Below are 16,517 nucleotides of genomic sequence, written 5' to 3'. Positions count from 1 at the left end.
AATATGATTCCAGCAAATTGGATAATTTATTTTCTGGAAGTCTCTTACCAGGGATTGCCGACGATCGTGAAACCACTCCAATAATAAGGATGAGCAAATTCTTTGTCTCCTATCTGTGCTAACTCCGGCGGTAAAGGAAAACTCTTACTCGCTGTTACCAACCGACCCTTCTCTAGTCGCACCTGACCCTTGAGCATCGCTACCTGTGCTTGCCGGAGAGCCTCGGCTTTAATCGGAGTTTCTTTCAATTTCTCGTAGAAACTTGTCATTAGTCCCATTGTGCTTTCATCGTTGACAGACCATAGACTGCCCATCGCTGATTTCACTCCTGCTAACACCGCCAAGCCTGCAAATCCCAACTCCGCTTCTGGGTTCCCTAATGCTGTACGACAGGCACTCAAAACCAATAGTTCCACTGGTGGCTGACTTAACTTCAACTGCTGCAATTGGCTAATTAGTAATTTGCTATACCAAAACTCAATATAGGATTTATTGATATTACCAGGCTGAAAGTTGGCATGGGTAGAGAAATGGACAATACCAAACGTCTGTAAAGCGCGGGCTTGTTTAAGCTTTTCCACGGTGAAGTTTTCGTTGAGGAAAGACTTGCCAGACCACAATTGACTAACGATTAAAGATAACTCTACTGAAGCTGCTGGTAAGGGCTTTTGATCGGGGAAGCGATCGGCTCCCATTGCTAAGACTTGCTGATTTCTCACATCCGCATAGCGAGTGTCAGTCAGTGATAGGCTGGGCATGAGACCAACGCTGTATCTTTCCACAATAAACCCTTGCCCGTCATGCAGAGCGGCGATCGGCAGGGAGCGTAAACCTGCGTCCATCAAAAAGCTGAGATTCGTGATTTTTTGAGCTTGTAAATCCTTCTCCAAAGGTTCAAGCAGCCATTTATAGAGCTTTTGAGCCAAAGGCAGGTAAGGGGGAGAGCGTTGAATGTTAGTGATAGCTGCTTGGAATTCTTGAGCGTTTTTGAGGACTTGCTCTCGTGTCGCTCCCTTAATCTGCCGTCTGATTGGTGTTCCAGAGGAAGTGACCATCACTAGTTCGATCTGGTAGTTATCTTGAGCTTGTTGCTGAGTGGATTGTACTTGCTGTCGGCGCTGCTCCAAACCTTGAGAATGGAATTCCCAAATAGGTTTCGGTTGCTTGGCAGTCTCATCTTGTTGAGATTTGGAGTCTTGCTCGGTTTGGGGTTGAAACAAGACATAAATCAAGGCAGGTTTAACGCCAGTGGCTTGTTCAATTCGGCGCAGTATAGCCTGGGCTTCTTTTAAGGTTTTGATGCGGACATTGCTGATACCCAAATGATTCTCAAAGGTCTTGGTGAAGACTTCCTCCAGTTCTGGCATATTAGTGTCAGTTGCTTTTGTGGAGGCGAAGGTTACTTCTGGTTGCTGGGTAAGAGCAAAGGGATTGGTGAGATCAACGGGATTAAAATTAATAAGTGGAGTCTCAGTTGGAGGTGGAGAGGGGATAATAGAGATTTTCCCGCCAACGATCGCACCAGCTGTACCATTTACGGAGGCATTGCCAATCTGAAATGGATTTAAGCTGCCTCCTCCATGCCGGATCGTGATGTCTCCGCCACTGTTACCGCCAAGGCTGGAAATGCTAGCCAGACCGCTGTTGCTGTCGGTGAAGGTGTCTGTTACTCGGAAAAATTGTCTAGCGGTGATATCTATGTCACCACCTCTACCGTTTTTCCCACCTTGGGCGTTAATCTGGGTAGCTTGAATGTCACGGCTGGAGTCAAGGGTGACATTGCCACCGTTGCCGAAACTACTGCTGGAATCAATTGCGCCAGTGGTAATATTGGTGGCAGCTTTGGCGATGATGGCACCACCGTTAACTCCTGAGCTGTTAAGGTTGCCCGTGGAAATGGCATCGCCGCTTTCTAGAGCGATCGCTCCCCCATTCCCAGTTGTAGAACTAGTGTTGAGAGTTCCCGCACTGGTATTGATATTGCCACTGGTGCTGGTTATTCTAATCTCTCGACCTTGATTTACCACATCGCCAGTGGTAATGTTTTGGTTGGCTTGCAGGTTAAGGGTGGCATTGTCAGCTCCAGTGAGTTGAAATCCACTAGTGTTGATGGAACCTGAGCCAAAGAGCGATCGCAAAGTAACCGGGTCATTGAAAGTCACATCACCAGCTAAGGTAATTGCACCGCTGCTGTTATCTCGCCCGATCAATATTTGAGAAAAGCCATTTTGCCAGGTGTTTAATTTACTGGCATTTAGATTTAAACGGGCATCGTTAATGTTGCCACCCAAGGTAATGTCTAAGCTAGAAGTACGAGGCTGCAACTGAAGGATACCAGTACCTTTGATTTGGGTAGAGCCAAGGAAGTTCATTTCATCAGCAGTGAGGGCGATCGTACCACTACCTGTTCCAGTGGGGTTAATCAAACTGTTCTTAATGCTAATTCCTTCTGTACTGTTACTACTAGCGCCTTCTAAGGTTATATTTCCTGTTCCCGTCGATTCCATCTCTGCGCCGTCTTCCAGTAAAATACCGAAGTTACGATTTCCCTCTCCATTACCACCAGTACCCATGAGGCTGATATTTCCATTGGCTGAACGGACTCTGGAATTGCGACCGATATATATCCCCTCACTAATATCAGTCCCGACTCCGGCAATCCCCTCTAGATTAATTGTCCCCGTTTTAGTCGCGGTGATGATGCTACTGTTTACTTCAATGCCGTCGTTGTCCCTACCTCCCCTGGCATTACTAGTACCTTGGAGTGTAATCCTCCCAGTGCCACTGGAACTCACCAGGCTATTGTTAAACTGAATCCCGTTGTTGTTGTTTCCATTCCCGTAGCCTATGCCTGTTAAGCTGATATCTCCATTTATAGCCATGATGCTGCTATTATTCAGCCAAATGCCCTTCTGCTCGTTAGCATCAGCATTGTTTCCCTGACCTTTAATTGAAATATTGCCAGTACCAGAATTGAGAGTAGCTCTATCAAGGCTGACTTCAATAGGATTTGCTGCTGTTCCTTGTGCTGGCTCGTTTAAGGGGTTACTACTACCACCCAGAACTATATTGCCTCCATTAGAATTGATCGCAGCACCGCTTTTGAGGGCGATCGCTCCTCCATTGATCCCGTCTCGATCTGCATTGAGGGTGACATCCAACTTTCCTGCGCCACTGGCTGTTAGCTTGGCATTTGAGTTGATAAAAATACTGTTATTAGCTTCTAGCGTTAGATTTGTATTGGCAGTACCCGTTGTGCCGATATTGGCATGGATGTTGAGATTGCGATCGGCAGCTAATTTCAAGGAAGAACCACTGCTCCATGAAATCGGATTGCTGACTGTAATATCTCCTTTACCAGCCAAACCCGATGTTGTCGAAATGGTAACATTACTTAAAGCTAGTTGATTTTGTAGCGTAGTCGAGTTGAGATTAGAAGAGGTTGTGGTGGTGTCAGCAAATATCCCCCTACCGAAGGTCATACTGGCGGTATCCATCGCGCTGCTGATGGTGATATCAGTCGGATCTAGCAGGAGCGTGCCGACTTCACCCGCAGGCGAGAGTCCTGCGGACACGCTACGCGATCGCAAATCAACCAAGCCTTGAAATAAGAGCAATCCTTTGCTAGATACTTCTACTAACCCGCCATTCCCAGTGTTAAGCCCTCCGATGGCGTCGATCTTACCAAAGAACTGAGTGTTATTATCTGACCAAACGATCGCCCGACCGCCATCACCGTTTAGTAGCGCGTTAGCATTAATTACCGAATCACTGCTAACAAACGTCTGTGAGGCATTGGGCAAGATACCTTGACCTTTGTAATCTCCCCCAATCCGAACGATGCCGCCACCAGTTGTCCCAGAGGCATTGATATTAGCACCAATCAATCCGACGCGATCGCCCAAGACGTTTACTGTACCGCCTGTCTGCATAACTCCTGTATTGGAAACATCTAGGGTTCCAGAAGCGATCGTAGTTCCTGCGGCAGTTGGGATAGTTGTACCATTTGTTAACTGCACTGTGCCCGCATCTAAATTTGCGATCACACCAAGATTTAGTCCCTTAGCCCCTTGGGTTAACAGCGTTGGCAAATCCAGAGGGTTAATTGCTTGGTGTTGGTCTGTTGTATTTCTTGGCAGTTCTAGCTCTAAACTCAGCAGGTTTCCCGCTTGAGAGATCCGAATCAGGTTTGTCCCCGGCACTGCTGCAAGAGTGATATTGCCGCCGGGTGCGCTCAATGTAGCCGTATTGATGATACTCCCACCGATTAAAGTCAGATTGTGTCCTTCTAAAACTGACAAACTACCAGCATTGATAATAGTCCCAGGATTGGTGAAATCAAAGGCAAACCCAGAGGGATTACTATTTAAATTTGAGTAATCATTTTTACCGACTGCATTAAACCAAAGGCGATTGTCAAAGCCAATTGCTGTAGCAGTCGTTACCGTAAAGTCAGCTGGAAGGTTAATTTGGGCATTCGGCCCAAAGATGACTCCAGCTGGATTCATGATGAATAAGTTGGGATTTCCTCCAGTTACCTGAATCAGTCCATTGATGGTTGAAGGATCTCCGCCGACAACTCGTGTGAGAATATTATGAATATCGGGATTCGAGAGAAAATTGGCAATCTGCTCCTGATTGAGTCCAAATTTCTCCAAGCTGTGAAATAGGTTCGCTCGATCGCCAGAAAGCTGACCCCCTTGGATATCAATGCGATTTCCCTCTTGAGTGACAACTGTCCCTGTCCCATCATTAGCTGGAACAATAGATTGTCCAAGTACGGGTTTGGCAGCAATGCTCCCTAACCAGAAGCATAGGGTAAGGGCAATTGGCAATGGAGCATCCTGACTTTTAAACACCAGTTGCTTCTGCTGGCAAAGACGCTGTAAGAAGAAGTGCGCAACTGCCTTGCCAATGTACTGCCTTGCCAACCTACTATTTCTTTTTGACTTTTGATTTTTTCTGTTCACTGCCAATTCCCCAAGCTTAAAGTTGATAATTCACTTGGAAATAAAAGCCATCATCTTGAGCGTTACTGCTATGTGCGATCGCCATAATTCTAGTGGTGCGCCACACAAACTTTGCCTCGTAGCGAGCAGAGGGAAAAGAACACTTGCGAACTATCTTCTTTTTGTCCAAAGTCCAAACAGTAGATATCTCTAAAATAGTATCATTTTGTGATAGAAGAACATTATAGAGCTTTTTTTACACAGAAATATGAGCGACATGCTTAATTATATTGAAGACAATCCTAAAAAACAAAGCCTTTGATTGGTTTGGAATATGAACAATTACAACAATTAATCTTAAATACACAGCGATTGTATCATGAGAAACAAGCTTTATTAGAATTGAAAAAAGTGAAAATTATTGTTATATGAGGAGGTCGTAAACCAAAACTATCTATTAAAGAACAAATCCTTTTAAGAGGCTCGATCTTAACCTCTTACGAATACATACTGCGTCGTCTTGTAGTTTAAAGATTTACTTTATAAATGGTCTCTAGGCAGAAATATAGAAGACTATTTAACCAATAATAAGATTTCTAGCTCGAAAGTAAGGATCGCATTTTAGGAACAGTTGATGGGGCGATCGCTCTCAGTCGTTGGTTCAACTATTTAAGCACTCAATTGCCCACATATTAACATTGTATTTGAGTAAATTATAATGCAGATAAATTCTTCCACTTTGAATGTAAATAGAATACTGTCTCCTGACGAACGCGTGTTTGAAATTGCAAATCAGCTTGGGGGCGCATTAACGAACGTTGTCATTAACCGTATTAGAGGACCCCTGAGTGCAGCCATTGTGAGACAGGCAATTGACTTGACCCAACGTTGCCACCCACGTCTAAATTGTCGGATCGTTGGTTCTACCGATTCCCCACGCTTTGAAGAGGGAGGCGTGACGATCCCGTTGCAACTAGTAAATAGCCAAGATGATAATCAGTGGCAAAATATTGTTTTGCAAGAACTAAATCAAAAAATTGAAAGCGACAAATATCTCATGCGTGCTGTGTTGGTTCAGCCTGTCGGCGAACCCAAGGAATCAACAGTCAGCTTTTTGATTGTCACCTTACATCATGGTGTTGCAGATGGCACATTCTGCATCCGACTGCAAGCAGATATCTTGACGTACTGTCAAAAGATAGCAGCAGGCGAACTTGTCGAAGCAGTGGTGCGTTTACCTGTGCTGCCTGCATTGCCAAAGCTTTTCCCTCCCTCAATGCGAGGATACAGTGGTGTGGTAAATACGATCGATTGTCTGTTGCGGCTTGTCAGCCAATATGTCGCCCATCGTCCCGAAACTTTAGGTTTTGAGCAGTATCAAACACCGGAATTACGTCGTGCTAACGTGGTTTATCGCCAGCTTGATGAAACTTTCACCCAACGGTTCAATGAAGTTTACAGAAAGGAGAAAGCGAGCGAACAGAGTGCTTTGTGTGCTGCTATGATGCTTGCAGCCGCGAATAAAATAACAGGTGGAAAAAAGCGAGATATCTGTTTGAGTTGTCAGTCATTTGCAGACCTGCGTCGCCGCATCCAACCAATAATTAGTGATGAGCAGATGGGGTCCTTAGCTTCATCCACTGTTACATTTCACACCTTAAAACCAAGTATGTCCTTTTGGGATTTAGCACGCGATGTGAAACAAGAAATCGCTACGAATATCCAGCGCAACGATCTATTTAGCATGATGCTAGCATCTGGACTGGCAGTGGCAACGAAGGGGATACTCCTAAATCAAGTAATGGCTAGCGTTGGAGTCACTAAGCTTGGTTTAGTTAATATTTCTCATCAGTATGGGGTATTTGAACTTGAAGAAATTAATGCTGTAGCTTCAGCATCGGCGTTTCCAGGTGTTTTTGTGGTTGAGGCATTAAGGTTTCAGAAAAAGATGTTTTTGAATTTTCTATTTTCTGAGCCTTCACTCAGTCAGGAAACGATCGTCGCACTCGCAGACGATGCTACTGCCTACCTAGCTGATGCTTGTTCGGATTAAAGTTTTTGCCAGTGTGCCCCCTTCAGGGAATTAAAAATTAAAAATTAATATCCCTAAAACTCAATAAGGTTCAGTTAAGGCTCAAAAGCTTATGAATGAGGTTAAATTTCGGAGCTTCGACTTGTTGTCTAGTACCTCTGTGTTTTGGCTTTTTAGAGTCTGATGCTAATTCTATTTTAGTTTTATATTTATCTCCTTCTTTTAGCGTCCCTTTTGGTTACAAAATCCCTAACAATCTGATACTACGATTCTCCAAGTCGATTGACTCAAACAGGTTTTGTCTTGCGGTAACTTTATCCTTTAAGCTACATATATTGATTACCCTTGTGGAGGTCTAGATGGCGATAGTCAAGCGTCGTATCGGTCTGGAGCAAGAATTTTTTCTGGTAGACGAAGCTGGTAGCTTGAGCGATCGCGCCGATGAGTTTTTAAAGAGTTGTCACTTCAAAGCTCAAGCACAAGGTTTAAACCCCAATTACTTTGTGGCAGAGTTCGTTAAAAGTATGGTAGAAATTAACACACCTCCTGCCGACACTGCCAAGGAACTAGCGAGAGTTTATCTCAAAAATCTCAAATTGGCGATCTCTGTAGCGCAACAGATGGGTTTACGCCTTTACCCTCTGTCTAGCTATCCTTTGCCTACTATGCCAATTATGCGAGATCACCCTAATTACCATATCCAAGCGCGGACTGTCGGCATTTCAAAATTTTTGCACGCCGGAAAATGTACAGGTACACACCTGCATTTGGAAGTCCCGCCTGGGGTAATTGACCCTCGTGTTGCAGTATCTTACAACTCAACATCAATTGAGCGAGAAGAACTATTAAATATCTATAATTTAGCTACAGCTTGCGACTCGGCACTTATTTCTCTGACGCGGGCGTGTCCCTTTTATGAAGGACAGGCGTTAGGACTAGCCGCACATACAATTCGTTATCGAGGTAGCGAAACCTTCGGTTGGGAGGGAGTTTATACTAATTTACAAGCTGTCGGTGGACTCATGCCTTATGCCGAAAGTGTTGAGGGTTTAGTTGAGCAGCAGTTCGCTCGTTATTATGCTTGGCTGCAAGCGATGGAAAAAGCCGAAATTCAACCGAACCTGTTCAAGGAATCGGGAGTTAGCTTACTCAAGTCAGCTTGGAATCCAGTTCGACTCAACAAACTCGGCACAGTAGAAACTAAGTGTATAGATAGCAACTTTCCCTCTGTAATTTTACCTATAATGACTTTGCTGGAAAAATTGGCTGATCGAGTCAGGCACGAGAAGTTAACAGTAAGACCATCTAAAGGAATGCAGATATTTGAACTAGTTGGCAATCGCTTGTATATACCAGATTTTGAATATCTTAATGGGGAATTGCTCTTAGCCTCAGCTACAGAAGGAATTAAAAACCCCAAAGTTAGAGCTTACGTCGATTCCATTTTGCAGTTTGCCAGCGCTGTTGGTGGGGAAGGAGCAAATTTTCTGGCAAAACTCAGCAGAAACCTCGATCGGTATCAGACGATAGAAGCCAGCATCTTGCAAGAGCTTACCCCAACAACTACTCAACTTTCATTAGATGCCGGTTTGCGTTTAGTGCGCTCAAGTTGTGACAAGCTAGAAGCACAGGTTTCATCGATAGATATAGAAAATCCCCTCGCAGCTTTGGATACTGATGAAGGATTGTTGCTACAGCAGCATTAATCGAATCTGACAAAACTGCTAGACGAAATAGTGAAATAGCATCAAGATGAGTAGAAAATCTCGAAAACCATTGATTGGGATTACAACTTACGGTCGCCTTGCAGCATTACCATTTTCTCTGCCAAGTGAATATATAGATGCAGTCCGTAAAGCAGGTGGCATTCCCATATTATTACCACCAGGAGAAGTTGAGCCTGCCATACTTCTAGATTCTTTGGATGGTTTAATCATCTCTGGTGGTGGAGATATTGACCCTGCTTGCTACAACGGTTTTGCTCATCCTACTATTTATTCTGTCGATCGCGAACGTGATGCTTTTGAATTGCAGCTTGGCAAGTTTGCTCTTGAACGTCATCTGCCGATATTGGGTATTTGCCGGGGTTTACAAATTCTCATCGTCGCCTGTGGGGGTACTCTAATTCCTCACATTCCAGATGTTTACGGTACATCTGCATTACATCGTCTAGAACCTGAACCTGGACGACGTTTACCTACAGAACATCTCGTCAGGATAGATGTAGAAAGTCTTTTAGCTAACTGTTTACAGAATTCTCACATATCTGTAGTTTCTTGGCATCATCAAGCGGTAGATAAAGTACCACCTGGTTGGCGGGTTGTTGCTCATGCTTCGGATGATGGAGTCATTGAAGCTGTGGAGCATGAACACCATCCTTGGGCAATTGGTGTGCAATGGCATCCTGAGCTTTCAATTCTCGATCCCAATCATCAAAGAGTTTTTCTAGCTCTCGTTCAGGCTGCACATACAAAACAATAAGACTGGCAAGCCTATTTACCAAGCTATGCAATTATTTACCAGTAACCCAACCAAAGCGATTAATGTATTTTGCGATCGCGGTAGTTTGGAGGTAGGAAAAAGAGCTGATGCGATCGCTGTTCATGATCATGGTATCATACCCCGTCTGAGTGCAACTATCTGCCGAGGCGATCGTATTTCTTAAGTTAAAAATATTACATATAAATGTAACCTTTATGCTTACAATTGCTTCTAGAGCAATGCCAGCTATCTACATCTTTCATCTTTTGAGGTTCTATTTGGTTTTGTTCATTTCTAGCCAGTTGTAGAGCATTAACTGAACTCCGTTGAGCGCTGTATCAATTATGTAGAGCGATTCTACAGCACTCACGCTTACAACTGGCATAGCACGGGACACCAGAAGCGGAAAGTTTTATCTTATCCCGCGTACAACTTCTTTGCTGTCCCGTTGCGTTGCTAACTCCATTGAAACTGCAACCCAAAGACATTGGATGCCAAATGATTAGCTGTATATCTGACTACGTTAGAAAGAAGGCGGGTCCATGTCGATTTATTTACATCGTCAGACTGTAAACCCTGTAACCCACAGGGTACACCCGATCTAAGCCCCAGCGATAGCCGTTTCTACGTCTAAAGATACAAGTTTATTTAATTTTGAGAGATTAATCACAGATTAATGAGATATTAAGTTGAAAAACTAATTCAGATAGAAACTTATGACAACCGAGCAAGAGCTTCAATCTCTTTTTAATACCTTAGATAGCGATCAAGACGGCAAAGTATCCATTAATGATCTTTTTTTAAGTCCTGGCTTAAGTGCAATCATTTCATCAGAAACAAATACTACTAGTCCCCAGGAATTGCTAGTAAATTATGATTCAGACAAAGACGGCAGTATTACCTTTGAAGAGTTAAAGGAAGCAGTTGAGAAAGCAAATAATTTAAACTAGCAACCCAATCCCTAACACCCAATACCCAATACCCAAAAATCCCTCTCTAGTACACGCTTTGAGGGATTTGCAATTTTCATGGTCATTGGTAACTCACTAGCACAAAAGAGATGACCACACAAGTAATTGACACAATATCCTTTGACATTCCCCAAATACTCACCCAGGTGGAAAGTGCTACTATTCAAGGTTGGAAAGGGAAAGGGCTGAAGCTGAAAATGCAGCTTGGGCTGGACAGTGTTGGCAAGTTCTACAGCGAGCTAGTCATCAATTCATGTACAACACGAAAGCTTATGCCGCAGCCAGTGCAACATCACCACTCTCCTCCACCAAGATAAAGCGTCGCGATCTAATCGTACTGCCGGCCCTGGAAGAACTGGGAATCGGGCTTGTGCCGTTTAGTCCTTTGGGTAAAGGCTTCCTGACGGGCAGTAAGCGAATACAGGGTTATGGTAGCAGCTGCGCTCAATGTCGGAGTAACGCCGATTGAAATCAAGGAGAGCCTATATCAGTCGGTACCCTACGTGGTTTCATGTATTATTCCCAGCGATCGCACTCTTCCAACTCTTCAAAACTCTGGCATAATCAGACATGGCTGCGCCTAAAGAGCTAATTAAAAGCTTTACGCCGAATGGATATTTTAATAGAATAATCTCATCAAAAGATTCGCAGAAATATAAATGGACTGGATTACACTACTGCGATCGCTACAGTCTGATTTTATTAAAAGGTTAGCATCTGGTTGTCTGCTTCATTGTGAAACAGAAGGTCAATATAGTGAATTAACTATAATTTCTGGAGAGAGATTAAAGACACTACGGGAATTTTGCTGGCAGATGGCTGAAAAATATAAGCGTGTTTTACCAGTGCGTGATGTTTTTCTTAGCTATCTCAAAGGGAAGTTAGGTGAGGAAGTTGTCAAAGAACGTTTAGCTGATTTTATTACCGAAGTCGATTATGAAAAGCGATTTGGCGGCGATGGCAATATAGATTTTACCTTGACTTCTGACCCATCTATTGGTATTGAGGTTAAATCTCGTCATGGTCGCATTGACAGAGTTAGATGGTCAATTAGTTCTGAAGAAGTTGAAAAAAATGCAGTTGTAGTTTGCATTTTAATTCAAGAAGATGTGAGTGAAGCACAATCTGAGTATCACCTTTTTTTGGCTGGCTTTCTCCCAACTCGGATGATTAAGTTGAAGACTGGTAAAATCTCTTTTGGAATAGAACAATTACTATATGGTGGTGGTTTATGGTGCTATCTAGAACAGTTACAATCTTCTATAAATAATTCTTCTCGCCAACAACCACCTATTTATAAATATCTTCCGAAACAGGAAATTATATCTAAGCCAACTAATTATCATGTACTCAAATCTTCTTTTCAGCCATCTCATAATGAAGATTTAAATATACTTTATGTAAAGCTGGGTGATGAATGCTTTCAAAAAGGAGAATATACAAATGCCATTAATAAGTATAATCAAGCACTACAAGTTAATCAGAGCGACATTGATATTTTATATTATAAACGAGGTTTAGCTCACTATCAAATAGGAGATTACGAAGCTGCGATCGCAGATTATTCTCAGGCAATCCAGATTAATCTTCATGATGCTAAATCTTACAATAAACGAGGTTTATCTCTCTATCAACTGGGGCGATTAGAGGAAGCGATTAATGATTATACTCAAGCTATTAGAATTAATCCTAATGTTGCCGTAACCTATAAAAATCGGGCTGAAGCTCGTTCTCATGTTGGAGATAACCAAGGAGCAATTGAGGATTATACCCAGGCTATTAAAATTAATCCTCATTATGCTGATGCTTATAAAAACCGTGGTATTGCTCGTTATTTATTAGGTTCTCAGCCAGGATTTCCTCAAGCAATCAAGATTAATCCTCAAGATGCCATAGCTTATAAAAAACGTGGGAATGCTCGTTCAGATTTAGGAGATTTTGAGGGCGCAATTGAAGATTATTCTCAGGCAATCCAGATTAATCCTAGTTATGCTGATGCTTACTACAACCGTGGGAATGCTCGTTCAGATTTAGGAGATTTTGAGGGCGCAATTGAAGATTATTCTCAGGCAATCCAGATTAATCCTAGTTATGCTGATGCTTACTACAACCGTGGGAATGCTCGTTCAGATTTAGGAGATTTTGAGGGCGCAATTGAAGATTATTCTCAGGCAATTCAGATTAATTTTAATTATGCTGATGCTTATTATAATCGTGGGAATGCTCGTTTAGAAATTGCAGATAAGCAGGGAGCAATTGAAGATTTTCAAAAAGCAGCAGACATCTATCGTAAAGAAGGTAAACTAGAAGCACTTAAAGATACACGAGAAATAATATTAGATTTAGAAATAGAAGAATCATTAGATATTTTAAACTTCTAGATAAATACTATATTAAGTAACCTTCAATATGAAAACTAGCATTATCTAAAATTAAAATAATCTTGGGGCCACATTCCTGAAAATCTTCGCTGCTGAATCCAGAGCTTATCTACTCTTCTCTTATTAATTTATTAATTTATTAATTTATTGAGTTGTTGTAACTGTTCATAAAAGATATCTCCCTCACCTTTTTTAATAAAAAAATATACTCGTTTTCGATCTCCTTCCCGAATTCCTCCCATGACATTGACCCGTCCACGTCGCCGTTGTCCTGTAAAATTTTTGTGCCGTCCTCACTTATCCCAATTTTTGCGACGAATTACGCGTAAACTGAAACCACTCTTGTCCCAAAACCATACTTGTATTTGCCTAAATCATCGCATATTTATGCAAAGCTGCAATAGACTTGTGATGGTTAATACACTAAATTTTTTGGATAGAGTATGACATGAGTAGCAAAACATCTAAGGTCGGGGTCGTTGGCGCGGGAAATGTAGGTGCAAATGTAGCAAATGCTTTAGTGCTACTCCATAAATGTGTAACAGTTGTCCTTTTTGACCGAACCTTATCAAAAGCTGAGGGGCAAGCATGGGATATTGAAGACACCATTCCCCTACTGAAAGAAATGGAGATTACACCATCAAATCAGTATGAAGATTTAGCTGATTCTGATGTCATTGTCGTGACTGTTGGAGTGCAGTATAAACAAGGACAGACCCGATTAGATATGTTGAGCGACAATGCACAGATCATACGTTCGACGATGAAAGAATTGGATCGAGTTGCACCGAATTCAATCATACTTATTGTTAGCAATCCAGTTGATATACTAACACGCATTGCGATGGACAGTTCCACTAGAGTAGAAAATCTAATTTTCGGTTCAGGAACCGTTCTTGATACTGCTAGACTAAGATATCAACTTGGTAAGCGACTGAATGTTGCAAAACTTGACGTTCATGTTTATGTGATTGCAGAGCATGGAGACAGTGAATTTGTCGTTTGGTCTAGTGCATTTATTGGGGGAACTCCATTAGCTGAATTTCCCATACCACAAGGAGCAATGCTGGAACAAATTCAGGAAGAGTACGCAGAGTTAACCCGTAAGCGAGGCTATAACATTTCTGAACGTAAAGGAAATACTAGCTATGGCATATCAACAGTAGTTTGTCAGTTAGTTGATACTATTCTGCGAGATGAAAAGCAAATATTTCCAGTATCGGCCAGAGCAGATTCTAACTATGGAGTTGGCAATCAAGTTGTTCTTGGACTTCCATGTATCATTGGTTCGCAAGGTATTGAGCGCCAACTGTTGTTACCAAGAAATGCTCATGAACAAAGCTTATTAGAAGAGTCAGCTACCAAACTGAATGAAGCCTACAATTCTTTGCATAATTAAAATAAACCGACCGAAACTTGCCTGATTTCATACCTGTGGCTGTCACATTAACAAATTATATCAAGTCTGGTTAATCACTTATGATTACTACTAAGTAAATAGGCATAAAAACCAAACTAAGTGGTGTTATCACAATTAATCAGGTGGGCTACTACGCCCAAAGGAATGTCAACGATTCTGCTAGGCAAGATGGCACTCAAAATGGCGATCGCATCAGCCATCTCTTTAATTATTGCTCAGGGGTTGCAATGGGAATATCCGTTTTATGCGGTCATAGCAGCAATTATTGTGATGTCATCTACCCACGGTAGTACACTCAAGCTAGGTATTCAGCGATTAATTGGGACGGCTATTGGTGCGATAGCTGGAGCTATCTTTGCGATCGCATTAGGTAGCAATTCATGGTCACTAGGACTATGTGTTTTCCTGACCATCTTTTTCACTTCTTACTGGAAATTAAATGAAGCAGCGAAACTAGCAGGGTATGTTGCAGCGATCGTGATTTTAAGCCACAGCCAGTCTCCTTGGCTCTATGCTTGGCATAGATATTTAGAAACCTTTTTGGGTATTGCTGTGGCTTTATTGGTGAACAACTTTATTTTTCCGGCTCGTGCGGACACAGAATTGAGGCGTTACCTATCTCAAACGCTAGTTCATTTAGAGCAATTTTACAGATTAGTCATAGACTGCGCCTTTACAGGCAACTACAATCGCCCCAGTGTAGATGTATTGAAACTAACTATTATTAATTCATTGGTAGCAGAACGAGAGTTATGGCAAGAAGTCAGACAAGGACGAACAAACGAACCAATAGAAACGCGAGTGAATGAGGCTTGGGAGTTCCTGATTCGGAGAATTTGGGAACATATCTTAACTATGGAACATACCGTACTTGCTAGGCAACAGGATACTTTCTGGCAGATTCTCTCGCCCCAAATTAACCAACTGGCACTAGAAACTCAAAACACGATGCTGATTTTAGCAACAGCAGTTGAATCTTACCAGTCTCATTTAGCTTTGCCAGATATAGAAGTGGCGATCGCTAATGCAACGGAAGAATTGAACCAGCTAAAAGAAGTTCAGCAAGCAGATTATTCAATGGATGAATTACTGCGGTTTTTCACATTCTTTTACACGATAGAAGAGATAGGTAGAAAGTTGCAAAAAATGGCAACCATGCTAAATTATTCGGCGTTGCATAATAGGGTATGAACATGAACATTGCCGGGTAGTGGTAAATATCAGTTTTCACTACATATTTACCACTACAGCTATTTTCAGGTAAATAGATCGGGGGGGTAGGGGCACAGCATTTGCGATCGCTCCCTCACAACCCCAAATTTAGCATTAGCGTTTGAAAAGGATGTCATAAAGTGACAGTAAAACCTCTACCACAATCAAAATCACCACATACCACTCTACTCGCTGACTACTACTATGCTGCATGAACTCCAGCACCGTTTGGGCAGTTTGGGCAATTAGCTCTAGTTTACGTTCCAGGGCATGGTGACGCTCACGGATTTCGTATTCATCTTCCAAGCGCAGATATAAGTTTTCTAGCTGTGGAGATTCCCAGAGCAACTCTGGCTTATCGATAATCTCTACTTGACCTACAATCTTATGTTGAACTAATAGGGTAGTCCCAAGTTGACGCAGTAATTCCCGGCTTTGTTGTCTACTCCTGTTTTCACGCTGGAGACTAGCTGCAAACGGTTCAATTTGATCAAATACGGTTGCTAGGCTGGTTTCATAGTGAGACAGCACAACACTCTTAGCAAGAATATCAGCCACTATCTGCAAGCGTTCTATACTCAATTCATGCAGTAAAATTTTTCCTTCCTTAGCTCGTTCACTCTCACTAATACTGAGATGGACTTCCACCTCTTCTGTTTCCGGGTCGGCAAAAGGGCCGCTAATTTGAGAAGATAGTTTGCTCAAAAAGGCTACCTTTTCTACAGGCTCAAGATTAAACAGGACAACTGCACCATAGCCCAAGAGTACTGCGTACCCTTCTTCACCGGCTTTAACCAATACTGGCATACTCGCCAAGCAAACGTAATTCTCCAGCGTCTGTAAATTAATACCTTTACCAAGGAATAGGGCCTGCGCTCTAAATCTATCTTTGTCATTAAAAAGGAGTTTTTGCATTGTTGCCCGGAAGCTATATTCTGCCTGCTTTACTGCTCTGGTAGCGATAGTAATTTATGCCTGTTGTCAGAAATAACTACAATCTCAGCTTACCATTTCGTCTTTCCCCTACACCCCATACCCTGTTTTAGATACTCTTGCGCCCTGAATAAATTA

Annotated in this window: 11 protein-coding genes and 1 pseudogene; 9 read left to right on the top strand and 3 right to left on the bottom strand. The window is 42.4% G+C overall.

The genetic code is table 11. The features are described 5' to 3' along the window. Window positions 1-44: 44 nt before the first annotated feature. On the bottom strand, window positions 45-4,859 hold the full coding sequence (locus HWQ43_RS05300) for a CHAT domain-containing protein (RefSeq protein ID WP_292730976.1): 4,815 nt from the start codon (window positions 4,857-4,859) through the stop codon (window positions 45-47). 808 nt (window positions 4,860-5,667) lie between these two features. On the opposite strand from HWQ43_RS05300, the gene HWQ43_RS05295 reads away from it, so the two are divergent. The 7 genes from HWQ43_RS05295 (at window position 5,668) to HWQ43_RS05265 (ending at window position 12,814) form a co-directional block, all read left to right on the top strand. Next, a complete protein-coding gene (locus HWQ43_RS05295; RefSeq protein WP_292730974.1) occupies window positions 5,668-7,002 on the top strand; it encodes an alcohol acetyltransferase in 1,335 nt (444 codons plus the stop codon). Between the two features lie 338 nt (window positions 7,003-7,340). Next, window positions 7,341-8,687 carry a glutamate-cysteine ligase family protein gene (locus HWQ43_RS05290; RefSeq protein WP_292730972.1) on the top strand — a complete coding sequence of 449 codons (1,347 nt, stop codon included), beginning with the start codon at window positions 7,341-7,343 and terminating at the stop codon, window positions 8,685-8,687. A gap of 46 nt (window positions 8,688-8,733) precedes the next feature. Beyond that, the gene (locus HWQ43_RS05285) at window positions 8,734-9,462 is read left to right on the top strand and encodes a gamma-glutamyl-gamma-aminobutyrate hydrolase family protein (protein ID WP_292730970.1); all 729 of its coding nucleotides are present in this window, start codon (window positions 8,734-8,736) and stop codon (window positions 9,460-9,462) included. A 25-nt stretch (window positions 9,463-9,487) separates the two neighbouring features. Beyond that, window positions 9,488-9,646, top strand: coding sequence for an amidohydrolase family protein (locus HWQ43_RS05280; protein WP_292730968.1), 159 nt, complete (start codon window positions 9,488-9,490; stop codon window positions 9,644-9,646). Between the two features lie 532 nt (window positions 9,647-10,178). Further along, the gene (locus tag HWQ43_RS05275) at window positions 10,179-10,412 is read left to right on the top strand and encodes an EF-hand domain-containing protein (RefSeq protein ID WP_292717504.1); all 234 of its coding nucleotides are present in this window, start codon (window positions 10,179-10,181) and stop codon (window positions 10,410-10,412) included. Window positions 10,413-10,602: 190 nt separating this feature from the next. Then, window positions 10,603-10,902 carry a hypothetical protein gene (locus HWQ43_RS05270; protein ID WP_292730966.1) on the top strand — a complete coding sequence of 100 codons (300 nt, stop codon included), beginning with the start codon at window positions 10,603-10,605 and terminating at the stop codon, window positions 10,900-10,902. Between the two features lie 190 nt (window positions 10,903-11,092). Beyond that, window positions 11,093-12,814: a tetratricopeptide repeat protein gene (locus HWQ43_RS05265; protein WP_292730964.1), complete on the top strand. Its 1,722-nt coding sequence runs from the start codon at window positions 11,093-11,095 to the stop codon at window positions 12,812-12,814. A 28-nt stretch (window positions 12,815-12,842) separates the two neighbouring features. On the opposite strand, the pseudogene HWQ43_RS05260 reads toward HWQ43_RS05265, so the two are convergent. Beyond that, window positions 12,843-13,155, bottom strand: a pseudogene (locus HWQ43_RS05260) (transposase); the annotation flags it as partial. Window positions 13,156-13,262: 107 nt separating this feature from the next. On the opposite strand from HWQ43_RS05260, the gene HWQ43_RS05255 reads away from it, so the two are divergent. Further along, window positions 13,263-14,213: an L-lactate dehydrogenase gene (locus HWQ43_RS05255; RefSeq protein WP_292730962.1), complete on the top strand. Its 951-nt coding sequence runs from the start codon at window positions 13,263-13,265 to the stop codon at window positions 14,211-14,213. 120 nt (window positions 14,214-14,333) lie between these two features. After that, window positions 14,334-15,425 (top strand): aromatic acid exporter family protein, encoded by a 1,092-nt coding sequence (locus HWQ43_RS05250; RefSeq protein ID WP_292730960.1) that lies wholly within the window; start codon window positions 14,334-14,336, stop codon window positions 15,423-15,425. Window positions 15,426-15,560: 135 nt separating this feature from the next. Here HWQ43_RS05250 and HWQ43_RS05245 read toward each other — a convergent pair whose 3' ends face one another. Next, entirely contained in the window at window positions 15,561-16,361 is an 801-nt protein-coding gene (locus tag HWQ43_RS05245; protein ID WP_292730958.1) for an RMD1 family protein, read from the bottom strand. Window positions 16,362-16,517 lie beyond the last annotated feature (156 nt).

The organism is Nostoc sp. JL31, from assembly GCF_017114965.1.
GTDB classification, from domain to species: domain Bacteria; phylum Cyanobacteriota; class Cyanobacteriia; order Cyanobacteriales; family Nostocaceae; genus Nostoc; species Nostoc punctiforme_A.
Note: the sequence above shows the minus strand (reverse complement) of the source record. Positions and strands in the feature narration are given on the sequence as shown.

Excerpts from the sequence above, each read along its gene's own strand:
- HWQ43_RS05295 (WP_292730974.1), top strand. The coding sequence starts at position 5,668 with ATGCAGATAAATTCTTCCACTTTGAATGTAAATAGAATACTGTCTCCT.
- HWQ43_RS05290 (WP_292730972.1), top strand. The coding sequence starts at position 7,341 with ATGGCGATAGTCAAGCGTCGTATCGGTCTGGAGCAAGAATTTTTTCTG.
- HWQ43_RS05285 (WP_292730970.1), top strand. The coding sequence starts at position 8,734 with ATGAGTAGAAAATCTCGAAAACCATTGATTGGGATTACAACTTACGGT.
- HWQ43_RS05280 (WP_292730968.1), top strand. The coding sequence starts at position 9,488 with ATGCAATTATTTACCAGTAACCCAACCAAAGCGATTAATGTATTTTGC.
- HWQ43_RS05275 (WP_292717504.1), top strand. The coding sequence starts at position 10,179 with ATGACAACCGAGCAAGAGCTTCAATCTCTTTTTAATACCTTAGATAGC.
- HWQ43_RS05265 (WP_292730964.1), top strand. The coding sequence starts at position 11,093 with ATGGACTGGATTACACTACTGCGATCGCTACAGTCTGATTTTATTAAA.
- HWQ43_RS05255 (WP_292730962.1), top strand. The coding sequence starts at position 13,263 with ATGAGTAGCAAAACATCTAAGGTCGGGGTCGTTGGCGCGGGAAATGTA.
- HWQ43_RS05245 (WP_292730958.1), bottom strand. The coding sequence starts at position 16,361 with ATGCAAAAACTCCTTTTTAATGACAAAGATAGATTTAGAGCGCAGGCC.